General features: G+C 72.5%; 20 protein-coding genes and 1 pseudogene. 8 read left to right on the top strand and 13 right to left on the bottom strand.

The genetic code is table 11. The features are described from left to right. Nucleotides 1–94: 94 nt before the first annotated feature. Together G3I41_RS04690 and G3I41_RS04685 are read left to right on the top strand one after the other, a co-directional pair. Nucleotides 95–1,237, top strand: coding sequence for a serine hydrolase domain-containing protein (locus G3I41_RS04690; RefSeq protein WP_164399036.1), 1,143 nt, complete (start codon nt 95–97; stop codon nt 1,235–1,237). A 36-nt stretch (nt 1,238–1,273) separates the two neighbouring features. Next, nucleotides 1,274–2,113, top strand: a complete 840-nt coding sequence (locus G3I41_RS04685; protein ID WP_164399035.1) for a class I SAM-dependent methyltransferase — start codon at nt 1,274–1,276, stop codon at nt 2,111–2,113. Between the two features lie 3 nt (nt 2,114–2,116). Here G3I41_RS04685 and G3I41_RS04680 read toward each other — a convergent pair whose 3' ends face one another. The 6 genes and pseudogenes from G3I41_RS04680 to G3I41_RS04655 all read right to left on the bottom strand — a co-directional run bounded on the left by G3I41_RS04680 (nt 2,117) and on the right by G3I41_RS04655 (nt 5,500). Next, nucleotides 2,117–2,716, bottom strand: coding sequence for a hypothetical protein (locus tag G3I41_RS04680; protein WP_164399034.1), 600 nt, complete (start codon nt 2,714–2,716; stop codon nt 2,117–2,119). Nucleotides 2,717–2,748: 32 nt separating this feature from the next. After that, nucleotides 2,749–2,895: a hypothetical protein gene (locus tag G3I41_RS04675; RefSeq protein ID WP_164399033.1), complete on the bottom strand. Its 147-nt coding sequence runs from the start codon at nt 2,893–2,895 to the stop codon at nt 2,749–2,751. Between the two features lie 14 nt (nt 2,896–2,909). After that, nucleotides 2,910–3,620, bottom strand: a complete 711-nt coding sequence (locus G3I41_RS04670; protein ID WP_343242058.1) for a hypothetical protein — start codon at nt 3,618–3,620, stop codon at nt 2,910–2,912. Then, on the bottom strand, nt 3,613–4,428 hold the full coding sequence (locus G3I41_RS04665) for an alpha/beta fold hydrolase (protein ID WP_164399032.1): 816 nt from the start codon (nt 4,426–4,428) through the stop codon (nt 3,613–3,615). Before G3I41_RS04665 ends, G3I41_RS04670 begins: the two co-directional genes overlap by 8 nt. A 115-nt stretch (nt 4,429–4,543) precedes the next feature. Next, nucleotides 4,544–4,837 (bottom strand): annotated as a pseudogene (locus G3I41_RS04660) (prolyl oligopeptidase family serine peptidase); the annotation flags it as partial. 162 nt (nt 4,838–4,999) lie between these two features. After that, on the bottom strand, nt 5,000–5,500 hold the full coding sequence (locus G3I41_RS04655) for a GNAT family N-acetyltransferase (RefSeq protein WP_164399030.1): 501 nt from the start codon (nt 5,498–5,500) through the stop codon (nt 5,000–5,002). A 189-nt stretch (nt 5,501–5,689) separates the two neighbouring features. Between G3I41_RS04655 and G3I41_RS04650 the strand changes: the two genes are divergently transcribed. Further along, complete coding sequence (locus tag G3I41_RS04650) at nt 5,690–5,980, top strand: hypothetical protein (RefSeq protein WP_164399029.1); 291 nt, start codon at nt 5,690–5,692, stop codon at nt 5,978–5,980. Nucleotides 5,981–6,020: 40 nt separating this feature from the next. Here the strand turns inward: G3I41_RS04650 and G3I41_RS04645 are convergent, their stop codons facing one another. Next, nucleotides 6,021–6,953: a LysR family transcriptional regulator gene (locus G3I41_RS04645; RefSeq protein ID WP_164399028.1), complete on the bottom strand. Its 933-nt coding sequence runs from the start codon at nt 6,951–6,953 to the stop codon at nt 6,021–6,023. 122 nt (nt 6,954–7,075) lie between these two features. Between G3I41_RS04645 and G3I41_RS04640 the strand changes: the two genes are divergently transcribed. Together G3I41_RS04640 and G3I41_RS04635 are read left to right on the top strand one after the other, a co-directional pair. Next, nucleotides 7,076–8,311, top strand: coding sequence for an MFS transporter (locus G3I41_RS04640; protein ID WP_164399027.1), 1,236 nt, complete (start codon nt 7,076–7,078; stop codon nt 8,309–8,311). Nucleotides 8,312–8,345: 34 nt separating this feature from the next. Next, nucleotides 8,346–8,750, top strand: coding sequence for an SgcJ/EcaC family oxidoreductase (locus G3I41_RS04635; protein ID WP_164399026.1), 405 nt, complete (start codon nt 8,346–8,348; stop codon nt 8,748–8,750). 15 nt (nt 8,751–8,765) lie between these two features. Here the strand turns inward: G3I41_RS04635 and G3I41_RS04630 are convergent, their stop codons facing one another. The 4 genes from G3I41_RS04630 to G3I41_RS04615 all read right to left on the bottom strand — a co-directional run bounded on the left by G3I41_RS04630 (nt 8,766) and on the right by G3I41_RS04615 (nt 11,811). Then, entirely contained in the window at nt 8,766–9,308 is a 543-nt protein-coding gene (locus G3I41_RS04630) for a GNAT family N-acetyltransferase (protein WP_164399025.1), read from the bottom strand. 64 nt (nt 9,309–9,372) lie between these two features. Beyond that, nucleotides 9,373–10,170 carry a VOC family protein gene (locus G3I41_RS04625; protein WP_164399066.1) on the bottom strand — a complete coding sequence of 266 codons (798 nt, stop codon included), beginning with the start codon at nt 10,168–10,170 and terminating at the stop codon, nt 9,373–9,375. A gap of 100 nt (nt 10,171–10,270) precedes the next feature. Continuing rightward, nucleotides 10,271–11,323, bottom strand: coding sequence for a phosphotransferase (locus G3I41_RS04620; RefSeq protein WP_164399024.1), 1,053 nt, complete (start codon nt 11,321–11,323; stop codon nt 10,271–10,273). 23 nt (nt 11,324–11,346) lie between these two features. Further along, nucleotides 11,347–11,811, bottom strand: coding sequence for a GNAT family N-acetyltransferase (locus tag G3I41_RS04615; protein ID WP_239081480.1), 465 nt, complete (start codon nt 11,809–11,811; stop codon nt 11,347–11,349). Between the two features lie 117 nt (nt 11,812–11,928). Here G3I41_RS04615 and G3I41_RS04610 point away from each other — a divergent pair, with 117 nt between their 5' ends. After that, nucleotides 11,929–12,465 (top strand): pyridoxamine 5'-phosphate oxidase family protein, encoded by a 537-nt coding sequence (locus G3I41_RS04610; protein WP_164399023.1) that lies wholly within the window; start codon nt 11,929–11,931, stop codon nt 12,463–12,465. Between the two features lie 167 nt (nt 12,466–12,632). Continuing rightward, complete coding sequence (locus tag G3I41_RS04605) at nt 12,633–13,127, top strand: DUF1772 domain-containing protein (RefSeq protein ID WP_164399022.1); 495 nt, start codon at nt 12,633–12,635, stop codon at nt 13,125–13,127. Nucleotides 13,128–13,188: 61 nt separating this feature from the next. On the opposite strand, the gene G3I41_RS04600 is transcribed toward G3I41_RS04605, so the two are convergent. Next, on the bottom strand, nt 13,189–13,815 hold the full coding sequence (locus tag G3I41_RS04600) for a DUF1772 domain-containing protein (RefSeq protein WP_164399021.1): 627 nt from the start codon (nt 13,813–13,815) through the stop codon (nt 13,189–13,191). Between the two features lie 175 nt (nt 13,816–13,990). Continuing rightward, on the bottom strand, nt 13,991–15,457 hold the full coding sequence (locus G3I41_RS04595; RefSeq protein ID WP_164399020.1) for a multicopper oxidase family protein: 1,467 nt from the start codon (nt 15,455–15,457) through the stop codon (nt 13,991–13,993). Between the two features lie 238 nt (nt 15,458–15,695). Here G3I41_RS04595 and G3I41_RS04590 point away from each other — a divergent pair, with 238 nt between their 5' ends. Beyond that, on the top strand, nt 15,696–17,117 hold the full coding sequence (locus tag G3I41_RS04590; RefSeq protein ID WP_343242057.1) for an aminotransferase class V-fold PLP-dependent enzyme: 1,422 nt from the start codon (nt 15,696–15,698) through the stop codon (nt 17,115–17,117). Nucleotides 17,118–17,198: the final 81 nt, after the last annotated feature.

The following is a 17,198-nucleotide window of genomic DNA, read 5'->3' as shown; positions in this document are numbered from 1 at the left end:
GCGATCACCTCATCGCTCCCGCCCATCCCGTCGGACATCGTGAGGTCAGCGTAAAACGACCTCGCGGTGACGGGCCGCGCGGCGGAGGAGACCCATGATCAAGCACAAGCGAACGCTGTCCGGCGCGCTCGCCCTGGCCGTGGTGTTCGGCGTGGCGGCGGGCATGCAGTCCGGCGGTGCGGCCGCCGCCTCGGAGCGCCCGGCCGAACCGCTCCCCGGCATCCTGCACCGGTTGACCGCCGTCGACGGCGCCCCCGGGGCGCTGGTCGAAGCGCGCGGCTGGAACGGCGCCACGGTGCTGACCAGCGGCGTCGCGGACGTCGTCAGCGGGGAGCCGGTCCGCGGGGACAGCCGCTTCCGGATCGGCAGCATGACCAAGCCCTTCGTGGCCACGGTGGTGCTCCAACTGGTCGGCGAGCACCGCATCGCCCTCGACGCACCGGTGGAGCGGTACCTTCCGGACGTCGTCCGCAACCACCCCGGTGACTGGCGGGGCGTCACCGTACGCCGCCTGCTCCAGCACACCAGCGGCCTGCCCGACTACCTCGACTTCCTCAGCCCGCAGGACATCCTGACGGACCCGCTCGCCCACCACGAAGCCCGCGACCTGGTGGACCTGGCGCTCGACCGGCCCCGTACGTTCCGGCCCGGGCACGGCTGGGACTACTCCAACACGAACTACCTGCTGGCCGGGTTGGTCATCGAGAAGGTGACGGGCCGTCCGTACGGGGAGGAGATCCGCCGCCGCATCATCCAGCCGCTCGGCCTGACGGCGACCACCGTGCCCGGCGACGACCCGGCGATACCCGGCCCGCATCCGCGCGGGTACGTACACCCGGGCAAGGACGCGCCGCTGATGGACGCCACCGCGGTCAACCCGTCGGTCGCGGGCGCCTCCGGCGAGATGATCTCCAGCGCCTCCGACCTCAACCGGTTCCTGGAGGCGCTCGTGGGCGGCCGGCTGCTGGAACCGGCGCAGCTCAGGGAGATGATGAAGGCCCGCCCGGTGGGCGACGGCCGGGCGTACGGGCTGGGCCTGGAGCGCCGGTGGCTGCCCTGCGGCGGCTCCTACTGGGGCCACGGCGGCGACATCTTCGGCTTCCAGACCGCCGGCGGAGCCACCGCGGACGGCCGGCAGACCTCGGTCATGGTGAACCTCGACCCGGGCGGCACGGACGCCCAGGACGACGACATCCGCAACGCCGTCGAGGCGGGGCTGTGCGGGGCGCGGAACTGACGGCGCCCCGCGAGCGGACCCCGTAGCCTGCCCCACATGCCCGAAGCCACCGCACCCGCGCCCCGCGACGACACCCCCGAGGACTCCCGGCGGGAGCTGCTGCGGCGGACGTTCGACGAGGACGCGGAGCTGTACGACCGGGCCCGGCCCGGGTATCCGGCGGCGCTCTACGACGACCTCGCGGAGCTCGCCGGGGCGCGGCCCGGCAGCCGCGTTCTGGAGGTGGGCTGCGGGACCGGGCAGGCCACGGTCCCGCTGGCCCGGCGGGGCTGCCGGATCACCGCCGTCGAGGTGGGGCCGGGCATGGCCGCGGTCGCCCGGCGCAATCTGGCCGGGGCGGCGGACGCGGAGGTGGTGACGGCCGCGTTCGAGGACTGGCCGCTGCCCGCGGAGCCGTACGACACGGTGCTCGTCGTCACCGCGTTCCACTGGATCGACCCGGCGGTACGCGTGCCCAAGGCGGCCGACGCGCTGCGGTCGGGCGGGGCGCTCGCCGTGGTGCGCACCCAGCATGTGCGAGGCGGCACCGAGGAGTTCTTCGTGGAGGTCCAGCGCTGCTACGAGCGCTTCGACCCGGAGACGAAGCCCGGGACACGGCCTCCCACCGCTGACGAGGTCGGCAACGGGGACCACGCGGAGGAGGTGGCGCGCAGCGGCCGCTTCGGCCCGACGGTCTTCCGCCGCTACGAGCACGACGTCACGTACACCACGGCACAGTACGTGGACGTGCTGCGCACGTACTCCGGGCACCGGGCGCTCCCGGAGGCCGCCCGGCGCGGGCTGCTGGACTCCATCGCCGAGCTGATCGACGGCCGGTACGGGGGGCGGGTGACGAAGCGCTACCTGATCGAGCTGGGCGTCTCACGCAGGCGGTGACCGCTAGCCGTTCACGCCCGCGATGCCCCAGCCCCGGCGGGCGGCCTCGGCCAGGACTTCACCCCAGTTGGCCAGGAGGCGTACGAAGGCGTCGAAGTCGCTGAACCGGAACGCTTCGGAGCGCTCCTCGAAGGGCGCGCGGATCTCATCGAGCCGGGGCCGTACGCGCTCCCAGGTCGCGAGCAGTTCCCGTACGCCCGCCGGGGACTTCGCGACCAGCAGACCGGAGCCCCCGGAGAAGAAGTCGTAGCTCTCGTCCGGCTTCTCGTCGTCGAAGTCCGGCCCGTCCCAGATCAGCCCGCCGAGCAGCGCGTCCAACTCCGCCCGCAGGCCCGCGTCGACATGGTCGCGTGCCTTCTCCCAGGCCTCCCCCGCCCAGAAGTGCGGCTTGTACGAGCCGAGGGTGCCGGGGAACTCGTACACGCCGAAGTACCCGCTGTGCGGCCCGCGCGGCCACTCCCACCCGTACGTCACCGACATGGTGTCCCACAACCCGGTCGCCTCGTCGTACCAGGCGTCCCGCAGCCGCTCCAGCCGCTCCGGGGGCGGGACCTCGGCCAGCCAGGACCAGTCGGCGATGAGTGTGGTGATGTCGACGCCCATGGCACGACCCTACGCACCCTCCGGAGAGGCGGTCACATGCTGCCGCCGCCACCGGTGTCCTGGGCGTACCGCCGGCTGTCGGAGAAGTACTCGACCGGACGCGCCGGATCGAGATCGACGAGCAGGTCGCCGTCCTCGTCGGTGTGCACGATCACCCGCGTCCCGGGAACCGGGATCATGTGCGCCCACGTGTTCACCCGCACGGTGCCGGTGCGCTCGGCTCCGGTGCTGTTGTCCGGGTAGTGGACCGGGACGTCGCCACCGCCGCTCCGTGCGGCCGGAGGATCACTTCGCTGCCGATCGGAGTGAATCCGCAGGCCAGGAAGGCGCGGAGCGAGCGGGCGTTGCCCGGGGACACGGCGGCGAAAAGCGGTTCGCCCGCCGGTACGAGCGTGAGGGCGTCCGCGAGCAGGCCGCGTCCGTGGCCCTGGCTGCCGTGGTGGGGAGCATGCAGTTCGATGCTCAGTTCGCGCCGTCCGGCAAGCCCGTCCGCCAGCGTGATCAGCCCTCGCTCGTCGCCGTAGACCTTGATGCCGCTCCTCAGCTCGCGGGCGTGCAGGACGCGCGGGTGTTCGTGTGCCTCGTCCCCGAGTTCGGCCAGTCGTGGCGTTCCGCCGGTGCCCCGGGCCGTCAGGGTGGCGTCGGTGACGCCGATCGTTCCGTCCGGGCCCGCGAGGTGGCGGAGGAAGTCGGGGGCCAGGGAGGCACCGAAGCCGTCGGGGCCCAGGGCGAGCACGCCCGCGGGGTCCAGGGCGGTGGCGATCACCGCGTGCCCCGTGAAGGCGACCGACGCCTCCAGACCGCCGGGCAGCGGCGGCAGCACCGTCACGCCGCCGTCGCAGGGCGGGAAACGACCACGGGCGGCGTCGGTGAAGTGGGCCAGGAGCGGGTGCGGCTCAGTCACGGTCGGCCACCCGGGAGGCCAGGAAGTCCAGCAGGGCGGAGTTGAAGGCTTCGGGCTGTTCGGCGCCCGGCAGGTGGCCGGCCTTGTCGATGACGGCCATCGTCGCGTGCGGGACGAGGTCGCGGATCGCCTCGGCGTCCGCGACGGGGGTGTAGACGTCGTCCGCGCCGACGACGATCAGCACCGGCACGCGGACCGCCTCCAGCGTGTCCCGGTAGTCGGGGCGTTCGGCCCGTCCGCGCAGGGCCGCGGCCGCGCCGTGGGGGTCCGTGGCGCGCATCATGCCCAGGACGCGGTCGGCGACGGCGGGCATCGCGGTGACGTTGTACGCGGCGAGCATCTTGTCGATCACCTCGCTCGCGTACCCGTCCATCCCCTCGGCGAGGAGCCGGTCGGCCAGGCGGTTGCGGAACGCTTTGCCCTCGTCGGTCTCGGCGGGAGCGGAGGTGTCGGACAGGACCAGGGCCCGTACCCGCTGCGGGTGGAGACGCTGGAACTCCATGGTGATCTGACCGCCCATCGAGACGCCGCCGACCACGGCCCGCTCGATACCCAGGTGGTCGAGGAGCGCGGCGAGGTCATCGGCGAAGTCGGAGAGCAGAACCTTTCCCCGGGTGACGCCACTGTGCCCGTAACCACGCAGATCAGGGGTGACGACCCGGTATCCGGCCCCGGTCAGCGCCTCGGCCTGGGATGCCCACAGGGTGCGGTTGAACGGATGGCCGTGAATCAGGAGGACCGGCAGCCCGGTGGAGGGCCCGAGGTCGTCGTAGTGGATCGTGGCACCGCGCAGCGCTATGGCGTTCATGCGGGCACCCTAGCCGGGTGACCGAGGGGACGCGGAGGCGTCTTACGGAGCTGCAATCCGTGCCGCCATGTCTCCGGCGCGTTCGAATAATCAGTCAGCGTTCGCGCTGCGTCCGCGGGTCGCCGAAGATCTTCCGGAAGTACACGTGCAAGTCTGTGTCGGTCTGGAACGCCTCGAGGTTCCACATCCCGGCGTGGGTGACGATCGCCTTGAAGCGGTCCGTGAGGGTCGCGGCCCGGTTGGCCAGGTAGCCGCCGAAGGACCAGCCCACGAGGCCGGTCCGGGTCGCGTCGAGGTCGTCGCGTGCCAGTGCCGCGTCCGTCAGCGCGATGAGATCACGGTAGGGCTGACCGCCGTACTGGCCCCGGCCGCGCTCCTGCATGCGTTGCCCGTAGCCGGTGGACAGCGCCGCGAAACGCGCCTGGTTCCGGGGACGTTGATGGTCTGCACGGACGCGATCAAGCGCGTTCCATCGGGCGCCGGAACCAAGTCGGTCAGGCGGGGTGTGTGGCGAACAGCTCGTGGAACGAGGTGGCATCGTCCAGGGCGCGGATCATGGCGATCATGTCTCCTACGGCAGGGAACGGGTGAGCCACACCAGCTCGCCCCCGCCGTCGGCCGAGACGTGGTCGCGCTGGAATCCAAGCTTCTCGAGGACGCGAAACGATGGCGCGTTCCAGGGACGCACCGTCGCCCAGAGCCGTTTCCGCCCGGTCGCGATCGCCGCGTCGACCACCGCGGACGCCGCCTCGGTGCCATAGCCCTGTCCGTGCGCGCTCCGGAACAGCTCATAGGCGATCTCCGGCGTGTCAACGGAAGCCCGACCGACGGTGAGCCCGCAGTACCCGATGAAATCGCCCACATCGCGGCGGACGACAGGCAGCAGAGCAATTCCTGTCAGCGCCGACGCAGCCCGCTCATCCTCGATCATCCGCCGGTTGTCCTCGATCGACGGCATGCCACCGCCCCGTTCGGCGACGAGCAGGCGATGGGCGTCGATGTCGGACTCGGTCCACCGACGCAACGCAAGCCGAGCGGTGTCGAGTTGCGGCGGCATCGGCGCATACGGCATGGCGACACCCTACGCTCGGGCACGGACAAGACCGGGCGGTGGCCCCTTTCGAACACAGGGGCCACCGCTCTCGGGCCCGGAGCAGTGCTCAGCTGCTGAGGTCAGCGGTGAAGGCGGCCCACGCCGTCTCCACGGCGCCGAAGTCGCCCGGCGTGCCGTCCCCGCGCCGGCCTCGCCATGGAACGCGGCATGATCAGCCGCGCCATGCCGCACCTGGTCGCTGCCCGCCTCGTCACCGTCATCCGGCGTGGCCGCTTCCGACTCCACCCGATGATCGCCGCGTTCAACGACCCCCGCGAACAACAGCGCGCCATCACGGCCACACCGGACGACATGCGACTGGACCTCGGTGACTTCGAGGACGCATACGAACGCCGCTTCCAGCTCCACCTGGACGAGAGGGCCGGCAAAGCCGAAGCCCGGGCCAAGGGAAACGTCACGCCCATGACCAGGAAAGGCCGCCTCAAGGCCGTCCACTGATATCAGCCTCGTGCCGTTCGCGCGACGCATCACCCCGCGTTCACTGCCCAACCGCCCACCCCGGCACCCAGCTCCCCGCCGCCCCCCACTCCCCCGCCGTCGCCAGGTACGTCCGCAGCGTCGCCAGCGCCGGGTGCGGGTTGTCGCGGCGCCAGAGGAGGGAGTGGGGGTAGACCGGGGCCGGGCCCGTGACCGGGATGCGGCGGAGGTCGTGGGTCCTGGGCCAGATGAGGCGGGAGTGCTCGCCCATGAACGTGGCCAGGGCCGGGGTGTCCGCGATGGTGTCGAGCAGGACGTCCGAGCCGAAGTTCGGGCCCGTCGCCTCGATCGTGAGGGCGAACTCCGCGACCAGGTCGTCGTAGTACGCGCCCCACTCCGTGCCGGGGGCGATGCCCGGCATCCAGATGCGGTGGCCGACCAGGTCGGCGAGGGTCACCGAGGGGGCGTCGGCCAGGGTGTGGGCGGGGCCGGTGAGGAGCTGGAGGGGTTCGTCCAGGACGCGGGCGGACGCGATGTCGTCGGGGAGGGGGCGGCCGGGGGCGCCCACCGCGCGGAACGTCGCGTCGAGTTCACCGGTGCGGAGGGCGGCCACGGCCGTGTCCATGCTGACCAGCATCATCACGTCGAGGGCGATCCCGGGGTGCGCGCGGTGGAAGGCGCGCATCAGGCTCGACTGCGCGGTGCGGGACGCGATCACGTCGACGCGCAGCGGCCGGCTGCCGGGGCGTACGGAGGCGCTCGCGCGCTCGGCCGCGCGCAGCAGTTCGCGCGCGTGGGGCAGGAACGCCCGGCCGTCGATGGTCAGCTCGGCGCCGCGCGGGGCGCGCGTGAAGAGGCGTACGCCGAGGGCCTGCTCCAGGGCGGCGATGCGCTTGGAGACGGCCTGCTGGGTGACCGCGAGGTCGGCCGCGGCCCTCTGGAAGCCGCCCGCTTCCGTGGCGGCGACGAATGTGCGCACTGCTTGGAGGTCCATGGCCGGACAGCCTAGTGAACAACCTCTGGTTGTGCGGTGACCGGTCGATGGTTGTTTGACCTGTGCTTCTGCTGCGCGATTAGCTCCCGTTCGGCAATTACGGGTTGTGTGGATGAGGCGGCGTGGGCAGAAGAGCGTTGGGGCGGCCGTTCGGCTGGCTGTGGGCCGCGTACGCGGTGAGCGCGTACGGGTCGGGGCTGGGGTTCGGGGCCCTGCCGCTGCTCGCCGTGCTGGTGCTGGACGCCGGGCCCGCCCAGGTGTCCGCGCTGTCGGCGGTCGGGCCCGCCGTGGGAGCGCTGATCTCGGTGCCGCTCGCGCCGTGGGTGGAGTTCCGGCGCAAGCGGCCCGTCATGATCGGGATGGACCTGGTCCGGTTCGCGGCCATGGCGTCGATCCCGGCCGCGTACGCCTTCGGGCTGCTCGGGTTCGTCCAGCTGCTGGTGGTGTCGGCGGTGATCGCCGCGGCGAGGATCGCGTTCGGCGCGGCGAGCGGCGCGTATCTGAAGGCACTCGTCCGCCAGGAGGACCTGCTCGTCGCCAACGCGCGGTTCGAGTCCACGAACTGGAGCTCCATCGCCGTCGGACCGCCCCTCGGCGGCGCGGCGATCGGGGTCTTCGGGCCGGTCGCCACCGTGGGGGCCGACGCGCTCAGCTATCTGCTCTCCGCGCTCGGCATCACCGCGATCCGGGGGAAGGAGGAGGCGCCTCGCCCCGAGGAGGGGAGCCCGCTCGCGGCCGGCGCGCTGCTCGCCGGGTGGCGGCACATCTTCGGCCACCCCGTGCTGCGCGCGCTCTACCTCAACCAGGTCCTCGTCGGCGGCCTCATCATGGCCACCGAACCGCTCCTGGCCCTGCTCCTGCTGCGCCGGCTCGGGTTTCCGCCCTGGCAGTACGGTCTCGCCTTCGCCGCTCCGTGTCTCGGCGGGCTCATCGGCTCGCGGCTGGCCCGCCGGGTCGTCGCCCGCCACGGCCGCGACCGGGTCTTCCGGACCGTGGGCACCCTGCGCGCGGTGTGGCTGATCGGGCTGGTGTTCGTACGGCCGGGTGTCGTCGGGCTCGTCACGGTGATGGCCGTCGAGCTGGCCATCATCGTCAACATGAGCCTGTACGGGCCGGTGCTCTCCACGTACCGGCTGGAACACACGCCCAAGCACCTCGTCGCCCGTACGCTCACCGCCTGGTCGATCGGGCAGCAGGCGACCATCGCCGTGCTCACCGCGCTCGCCGGGCTGCTCGCCGACGCCACCGGGCCGCGCACGGCCCTCGGGGTCGCCGGGGTGCTCATCCTGGGGACGCCGTTCCTGCTCCCCCGGCGCGGGCGGGCGCCCCGGGTGGCTGTCGATCTCAACCGGACTTGATCTCAACTGCACTCGAGGTTGCAGGATTCCCGGCATGGATATCGAAACCCGCACCCACGCCGCCGACCTCGAAGCCATCCGCGCGGTCGTCGCCACCGTCGAGCGCTCCCAGCAGCGCAAGGACCCCGACGAGTTCCTGGCCCTCTTCCGGCCCGACGCGGTCTGGACGACGGCCCACGGCAAGGTCCTCATCGGCATCGACGCGATCTCCGCGTTCACCCGGACCGTGCTGCCTGCCGCCGGCTGGGCCGGGCGGGTCACCTACGACGTGGCGCACGTCCTCTTCATCCGCCCGGACGTCGCGGCGGTCAAGGTCCGGCAGCGCTACCTGGCGCCGGAGGAGGAGAGCGAGGGCGCTCCGCTGTACGTGATGAGCCGGGGCGACGACGGGCGGTGGCTGCTGACCGCCGGTCAGAACACGCAGGTCGTGGCGGGCTGACCGCACCGGCGCCGGTCAGCCCGCCGCCGTCTCCTTTTCGAGCAGTGTGAACGACTTCGGCGCGCCGCCCGGCTGCGGTTTGCCCTCCTTGCGACCGACGACCCGGTAGCCGGCGCCGAGGTAGTACGCGGTCAGGGGCTCGTTGCCCGCCAGGCAGTCCAGGCGTACGAGCGTCCGGCCCGCCTCGGCCACGCGGTGCTCGGCGGCCCGCAGGAGCCGGCGCCCGGTGCCGGACGGGACGGCGGTGCGGTCCACCATCAGCCGGTGCACGTAACCGGCCACCGCCGACTGCGGACCCCAGGCGTCCTCGTCCTCCCACCACAGTTCCCAGGCGCCGACCACACGTCCGGCGGCCTCGGCGAGCCATACCTCCCCCGTCGCCATGATCCGGCGGAAGTGGTCCTCGCCGAGTTCGCCGGGCTGCCACTGGCCGGTGACGCCCCGGGCGAGCATCCAACGGGCCGCATCGTCGCGCAGCCGTACGAGGGAGGCGAGGTCGGTGCCAACGGCGGGGCGGAAGCGCAGATCGTCGCGGAGGTGCGGGTTCGGGTCGGCCACTGGGCGATCTTCGCATGCGTGTACGGGGGCAGGACGCGGGAAGTGGCGTCCTGCCCCCGTACCGTCAGGCCTGGCCCTCGTGCGGCCCCGGTGCGATGACCGAGAACGCGCCGCCCTGGGGGTCGGCCAGGACCGCCATGCGGCCGGCGACCATGTCGAAGGCGGGGGCCAGGACCGTCGCGCCGGCGCGGACGGCGGCCGCCTGGATGTCGTCCACGCTGTCCACCGCGAAGTACGGCTGCCAGTGCGGCGAGACGCCGGGCGGCACCTTGCTCATGTCCATCATGCCGCCCACCGCCCGCCCGTCGACCTGGAACTCGACGTACCCGTCGGCACCCTCCATCTCGGAGGGGGTCGCCGTCACCGGCAGGGCGGCGGAGTAGAACGCGGACGCCGCGTCCGGGTCGGGGGTGGTCAGCTCGCTCCAGACCAGCGCACCGTGCTCGTTGACGATGCCCGCACCGGCGAAGCTGCCGGGCTGCCACAGGCCGAAGACGGCGCCCGCCGGGTCGGCGAGCACGGTCATGCGGCCGAGGTCCATGACGTCCATCGGGGGGACGACGACCGTGCCGCCGGCGTCGGTGACGGACGTGACGGTGGAGTCGATGGCGTCGGTCGACAGGTACGTCGTCCACGCTGTCGGCGGCATCGGGTCCGGCACCGTGCCGTCCGGGTTCATGGCCTTCATGATCCCGGCGACCGGCTTGCCCTTGAGCGTGCAGACGGCGTAGCCGCCGTGTTCCGCCGGGCCCACCTCGCCCTGCCAGCCGAAGAGATCGGAGTAGAAGTCGATGGCCGCCTGCTGGTCGGGGACCATCAGGTCGATCCAGCAGGGGGTGCCGGGCCGGTAGGGGTCGTTCATTTCGGGCACGGGTGCCTCCGGGAGGCTGCTCGGGGACGGACGGGCCGTCCTTACCCGGACCCCGCGCGAGCGGAATCGACCCGTACGGGTGACAGCCCGTTCAGTACCAGGGCCGCTCGTCCGGTGCGGGCAGCGGGCGCAGGGTCGGCCAGTTCTCCAGCAGGCGGGCGGCCAGGGCGGAAGTGAGGCCGCCGAGCGCGTGCAGGCGGTCGTGGCCGCGGGTGAGGTCCGCGACCACGCCCAGGCGGTGGACGAGGCGTTCGCGGGCGGAGACGTACCCCCACTCGAAGTCCTCGGCGGGCACCCGGGCGAGGTGGTCGGCCGTCCCCCGCCGGGCCCGTTCGACCAGCGCGTCGCCCTGGATGAGCCAGCCCGCGCACGCGTCGGCGAGGTCGCCCGGCACGTCCCTGCCCGTGAGGTCGCGCCAGGTGCTCCGGTAGACGGCCTCGACCTCCGTGAGCGGCGCGGCGGTGACCGACAGGGCGCACCAGCAGGTGGGGAAGCCGATGCGGAAGTACGCGAGCTCGACGAGGCCGTTGCCGAGGGCGGCGCCCTCGAAGTCGACGAAGCGGACGCCGTCCGGGGTGCGGAGGTCGTTGCCGGGGCAGGGGTCGCCGTGGAGCAGGGCGTGGTGCCCGGTGGGGTCGAGCCGGTCCAGGAGCCCGGCGAGCTCGTCCGGGACGGCGGCCGGTACGGGCACGTCGAGCGCGCGGGCGAGGGCGAGGAAGGACTCCGCGTCGGCGGCCGTGGGGCCCGACCAGGCCGGGAGCGCGCCCGCGTCGGCGGGCCCGGTCAGGGCGTGGAGCCGGGCGAGCGCGTCGGCGTACCCGGGCATCCAGTCGTCGGTGCGGCCGAGGTCGTCCACGTATTCGAGGAGCATGACCCGCTCGGCCGGGTCCGCGGCGAGCAGCGCGGGCGCCACGGAGCCGCGTCCCGCGAGGCGCAGTCCGGCGGCCTCCCGGGCGAAGCGCGCGTCCGCGTCGGCGCGGGTGTCCCCGTCGTCGGTGATCTGCTTGAGGATCACGGGCCGCCCGTCCGCCGCCCTCACCCGCCACACCCGGGACCGGGGGCTGCTGTCCAAGGGCTCGGCCTGCGCGGGGACGCCGCCCATGGCGGAGAGCAGGGGGGCGGTCAGCGGAAGGGGGTTCGACATGGGGACGAGCGTAACTGCGGGCTTCACCGGAGCCCACGCCCTTTTTGCAGGTAGAACAGCTCCGGGTCGCCCTCGTCCAGGCCGTGGAGGAGGCCCGCCGGGGTCCAGCCGGCGCGTTGGAGCAGGCGTTGCATGGGCTGGTTGGAGATGTTGGTCGAGGTGAACAGCTTCGGGGTGGTGCACATGGCAGCCGCTGCTTCCAGCAGCCGGTGCCCCACGCCCCGACGCCGGGCCTCGGGGGCCACCATCAGGAGGGTGACGAAGCCCTGCTCGAAGAACGTGTACTCCAGCACGCAGTACCCGAGGGGCGTCCCGGACGCCGCGTCCCGCGCCACGTACGCCACGCCCCGCCGGCACCACGTCTCGATGCTCGTACGCCGTCCGGGGTCGATCCCCGCCAGCGCGTCGGCCTCCGCCGCGAGGGCGGGGCGCACGAGGACGGCGTCGTCCTTCTCCGTATCCATGTCCATGTCCATGTCCATGTCCATGGGGCCATGCTGGACTGTTCCGGGGAGCGACGGGCCGCGAGCGGCCGCGCGTGCGGGCGGGGGCTTGGCCGCCGCGCAGACTGGAGGTCCCAGGACCAGGTCGAGGACGGCGGAATCATGACGAACGAACCCGTGGCGGAGCTTCATCCCGACTACAGCAGTGCCGGTGCGACGGCGACCCCGTGGGCCGAGGTGGTGGCCGTACTCCAGCGGGCCGAGGTCTTCTGGCTCTCGACGGTCCGGCCCGACGGGCGGCCGCATGTGACGCCGCTGCCGGCGGTGTGGCTCGACGGGGCGCTGCACTTCTCGACGGGGCTCGAAGAGCAGAAGGGCCGCAACCTCACCCGGAATCCGAACTGCGTCCTGACGACGGGCAACAACGCGTACGCGCGGGGGCTCGACGTCATCGTCGAGGGGCCCGCGCTGCGGGTCGCCGAGCGCGGGACGCTGGAGCGGCTCGCGGAGCTGTGGATGGCGAAGATCGGGTGGCCGTACGACGTGGTCGAGGGCGGCTTCCGGCACCGGCCGGAGGGACCCCAGCCGGAGACCTCCGGGGAGCCGGGCGCGGTCGTCCCGGTGTTCGCGGTCCGGCCGACGAAGGTCCTCGCGTTCGGCCGGGGCGAGGCGTTCAGCCAGACCCGCTTCCGGCCCTGACGTCTGGATCGTCCACCCGCGCAGGCTGCCACAATTGCGCCCCGCCGCCGCGGGCGCCCCCGTACTCTGGACTCCGGCACTTGACCTTCCTGTTGCATTCCCTTTGCGCAGAGGAGAGTTGACTTGAACAAGCACCGCCGCACCGGCAGAAGCTGAAGGGTCAGGCAATGGAGATCGCACAAACGCTCGCGCTCATCGCGGCCACCGTGACGACGGGGCTGGTCAGCGGGCTGTTCTACGGCTTCGCCATCTCCGTGATGCCGGCGCTGCGCGGTGCGGGGGACCGTACGTTCATCGATGTGATGCAGCGGGTCAACGTGGCCATCCTCAACGGATGGTTCGTGCTCGGTTACATCGGGGCCCTCGTGTTCACGGGGCTCGCGGTCGGGCTCCAGTTCGGCGGCGGGAACCGGGACGCCGTGGTGCCGACCGTCGCGGCGCTCGTCTGCTACATCGCGTCGATGGGGGTCACCAGCCGACTGAACATCCCGCTGAACAACGCGCTGGAGGCGGCGGGCCCGGTGGACGGGATCGCGCGGCCCGAGGCGGTGCGGGCGGCGTTCGAGGGGGCCTGGGCGCGCGGGAACGTGCTGCGGACACTGCTGTGCACGGCCGCCACCGGGCTGCTGTGCTGGGCCCTCGTCCTGAACGGCGGCAGCTGAACACGCGGGAGGGCGGGTACGGGGCCCGTGCCCGTACCCGCCCTCCCGGAGAAGCGCCGGCTCAGCGGCCGGCGGACAGCAGCGCCTCGGCGCGGCCGTGCAGCTTGGCGGCGTACGCCGCGCAGCCCAGGGCCGCCGTGTTGAGGAGCGTACGGAAGATGTTGACGGACTCCCAGGTCCCCTTGAACTTGTCGACCAGGGAGAAGTCGTGGATCTTGGCCGGGTTGCCGAGGTCGGCGAGCTGGTTGTTGAGCGGGATCTCGACGCCCATCGTCAGCATCAGGACGACGAGGTAGAGGACGGCGGCGAGGCCGGCCCACAGCGCGATGGTCCTGCGCCCCCGGCGGAACTCCAGGAACGCGGCGAGGCCCGCCGCGACGATGGCACCCATGAAGATGAGCGCGAACAGGCCGTTGCCGTCGATCTCCGCGTTGAACTGCTGCATCGCGGCGACGTAGGTGCGGTCGTCGGTCTTGGCGAGACCGGGCATGACCGAGACGTCGAAGGCGAAGAACAGGCCGGCCATGAGCCCGAGCGTGATCACCGAGATCATGTGCAGGCAGCCCGCGGCCTTGTTCGGGCGGTCCTCCCGCGGCGGCACGGGCGCGGCGGGCTGACCCCACGGCTGCTGGTACGGCGCCTGACCGCCGGTGGGGCCCTGCTGCTGCTGATACGGATTGGGTGTCATCGGTACGTCCTCGCTCTTGTCCGGTGCGTAAGTGGGGTGCCGAGGCGCGCTGTTGACGAGGATAGAGGTGCTCCTGCTCCCGCCGCGGGCGCGGAGGCCGCCCTGGACAGGATCACGAGCGTTCCTCCAGCGAACGTCGAGTGGTACTCGAACGGGCGTGCCCGGGTGCGACGGGTCAGCGGATGCGCATCTGCGCCATCATGCCCATCGCCGAGTGGTCGAGCAGGTGGCAGTGGTACACGTAGGTGCCCCGGTAGGAGTCGAACGTCGCCTGAAGCCGGACGGTCTCGCCGGGCATCAGGCACACGGTGTCCTTCAGGCCCGCCTCGGCGCCGGTCGGCGACTTCCCGTTGCGTTCCAGGACGCGGAACTGCACCAGGTGCATGTGGAAGTTGTGCGGCACGTCGGTGTTGGTGTTGGTGACGGTCCAGACCTCGCTGGCGCCGTACGGGATCTCGGTGTCGACGCGCGCCGGATCGTAGACGCGGCCGTTGATGGTGCCCTGCGGTTCGCCGCCGACGAGGGCGACGTTCAGGTCGAAGGAGCGCCGCCCGGTCACCGGCGGCAGCGGCGGGAGTGTACGCAGGACGGACGGCACCCGGCTGGGGTCGGCGGCCTTGCGCACCACGTCGAAGCGCATGACCTTGCCCGTCCGGTCCGGGTCGCCGGGGCCGAGGGTGTTCTCCAGGACGAGCCGGGTGCCGACCGGGTAGCGGGAGAAGTCGATGACGATGTCCGCGCGCTCGGCCGGTGACAGGAGCAGCGCGTCGGTGGTGAAGGGGCGCGGCAGCAGGCCCCCGTCGGAGCCGATCTGTGTGAAGGACGAGCCGTCGGCCAGGCGCAGCGCGAAGAACCGCAGGTTGGACGAGTTCAGCAGCCGGAAGCGGTACTTGCGGGCGGCGACCCGGAGGTACGGGTACGGCTTGCCGTTCGCGAGGATCGTGGAGCGGCCCTCCGCGTCGTCCATGATGTACAGCAGCTGCCCGTCGTCGTCGAAGTGGGCGTCGCGCAGCGCCACGGTGACGTCGTAGCGCCCGGCCGGCAGCGGCAGCGATTCCTCCACGTCGTCGGTGAGCAGATAGCTGCCCGACAGGCCCCGGTAGCAGTTCTCGGACTCCGAGTGGTGGGCGTGGTCGTGGTACCAGAGCGAGGCGTGCGGCTGCTGGTTGGGGTACGTGTAGGTGCGGCTCGTGCCCGAGGCGAAGGTGTTCATCGGGCCGCCGTCGCTGTCGACGGGGACCGAGGAGCCGTGCAGGTGCACCGAGGCGTCGACGCCCAGCTGGTTGTGCTGGCGCATCACCACGGGGCGCCCGGAGCGGGCCCGCACGATGCCGCCGGGGAAGTGCCCGTCGTAGGTGAGGACGTCGGTGCTCAGGCCCGGCAGGATCTCGGCGCGGGTGCGGCGCATCGTGATGTCGTAGACGTCGGCGCCGCCGCGCGTCGCGGCGGGGGTCAGCACCGGCAGCAGGGGCAGCGGCACCTGGAACGGCTGGACGGCGGGGCCCACGGGGACGGCCGTGCCGGCCGGGGCGGCTTCGCGCGGGGCGGCGCCCGCCGTCATCAACGGGGTGAGAGCCGCGCCGGTGAACAGCCCGGCGCCGGTGACGCTCAGGGCGGTCATCAGAGTGCGTCTGGTCACCATCACGGAACTCCTGCTGCTCGATTCGGCGGACGCGCCGAGTGCAGCAAGGGCGGCTCGCACGCGTCTCGGGAGCTGCTAGGGCGGGCACGGGACTGCCCGTTGTGTCACCCGGCGACCGCTATGGCGCTTGAGAACGGAGCCAGAGCCGACCCAGAACCGCCAAAGAACCGCTTGCGGTCGGCTTGCGCTCCGCTCCGTATACCTGAGCCGTCCGCTGCCCCCCACCGGAAGGCCGACCGTGGATCTTCGTTACTGGCTGCCGCGTGCCGTAGACGTGGCCGAACACTGGGGAGAGCGCTTCGGCCCGTACCGGGAGCACCCGTCGCACCTGGTCGGGGACGAGGAGTTCGGTGCCGCGTTCGCCGCGTTCTCGAAGCGGCTGGACGACAACTATCCGTTCTTCCATCCGCGCTACGCGGGGCAGATGGTCAAGCCGCCCCACCCCGCGGCGGTCGTCGGTTACGTGACGGCGATGCTGTTCAACCCGAACAACCACGCCGCCGAGGGCGGCCCGGCCACCACCGAGATGGAACGCGAGTGCGTGGACCTGCTCGCCGGGATGTTCGGCTTCCGGGGCTCGCATCTGGGCCACCTGACGACGAGCGGGACCATGGCCAACCTGGAGGCGCTGTACGTGGCGCGCCAGACGCATCCCGGACGCGGAATCGCGTACAGCGCCGAGTGCCACTACACGCACGCCCGCATGTGCGGGGTGCTCGGCGTCGAGGGCCACCGGGTGCCCGCCGACGGACTGGGCCGCATCGATCTGGACGCCCTGGAGAAGCTGCTCGCGGCCGGCCGGGTCGGCACGGTGGTGGTGACCACGGGGACGACGGGCCTGGGGGCGGTCGACCCGGTGCACGAGGTGGTGCCGCTGGCCCGGCGTTACGGCGTACGGGTGCACGTGGACGCCGCCTACGGCGGGTTCTACGCGCTCCTCGGGCGCTCGGACCGGCCCGAAGGCATCGACGTGCGCCCGTGGCGGGCGATCGCGGACTGCGACTCGGTCGTCGTGGACCCGCACAAGCACGGCCTCCAGCCCTACGGGTGCGGGGCGGTGCTCTTCAACGACGAAGCCGCCCGGAACCACCTCGCGCACGACTCGCCGTACACCTACTTCACCGAGGCCGCACTGCACCTGGGCGAGATCAGCCTGGAGTGCTCGCGGGCCGGGGCGGCGGCCGCCGCGCTCTGGCTGACGCTGCGGCTGCTGCCGCTGACCCGGGACGGCTTCGGCGAGGTCCTGGCCGGCAGCCGCCGGGCGGCCGTGGGATGGGCGGAGCGCATCGAGGCGTCCGAGGAGCTGAAGACGTACCAGGCACCGCAGCTGGACATCGTCAGCTACTTCCCCGCGACGCGGCCGCTGTCGCTGTCCGCCGTCGACGCCGCGTCCGGCCGGCTGCTCACGGACGGCATGCACGCCGAGCGGGACCCCGTGTTCCTCAGTGTGCTGCGGACCGACGCGGCGGACTTCGCACGGCGCAGACCCGACGTCGTGGCCGACGCGCCGACGGCCCGGGTGATGCGCAGCGTCCTGATCAAACCCGAAGCCGAACTGCACCTGGACCAGCTGCACGCCCGGGTGGAGCAACTGGCCTCGACCGGGCGCGCCCGACCCCCGCGCCCGGCACACCCATCGAACGGGAGGAGAACTTCATGACCCGCCTGTCCACGTTCCCGCCGCCGCCCTGGCCGGCAGCGCCCCGGCCGGCCCTGCGGCGCGCCCGGCGGGCCGAAGCCG

Source organism: Streptomyces sp. SID9727 (assembly GCF_010550605.1).
Taxonomy (GTDB): Bacteria; Actinomycetota; Actinomycetes; order Streptomycetales; family Streptomycetaceae; genus Streptomyces.
The sequence above is the reverse complement of the archived record's forward strand: the minus strand, read 5'-3'. Positions and strand labels throughout refer to the sequence as shown.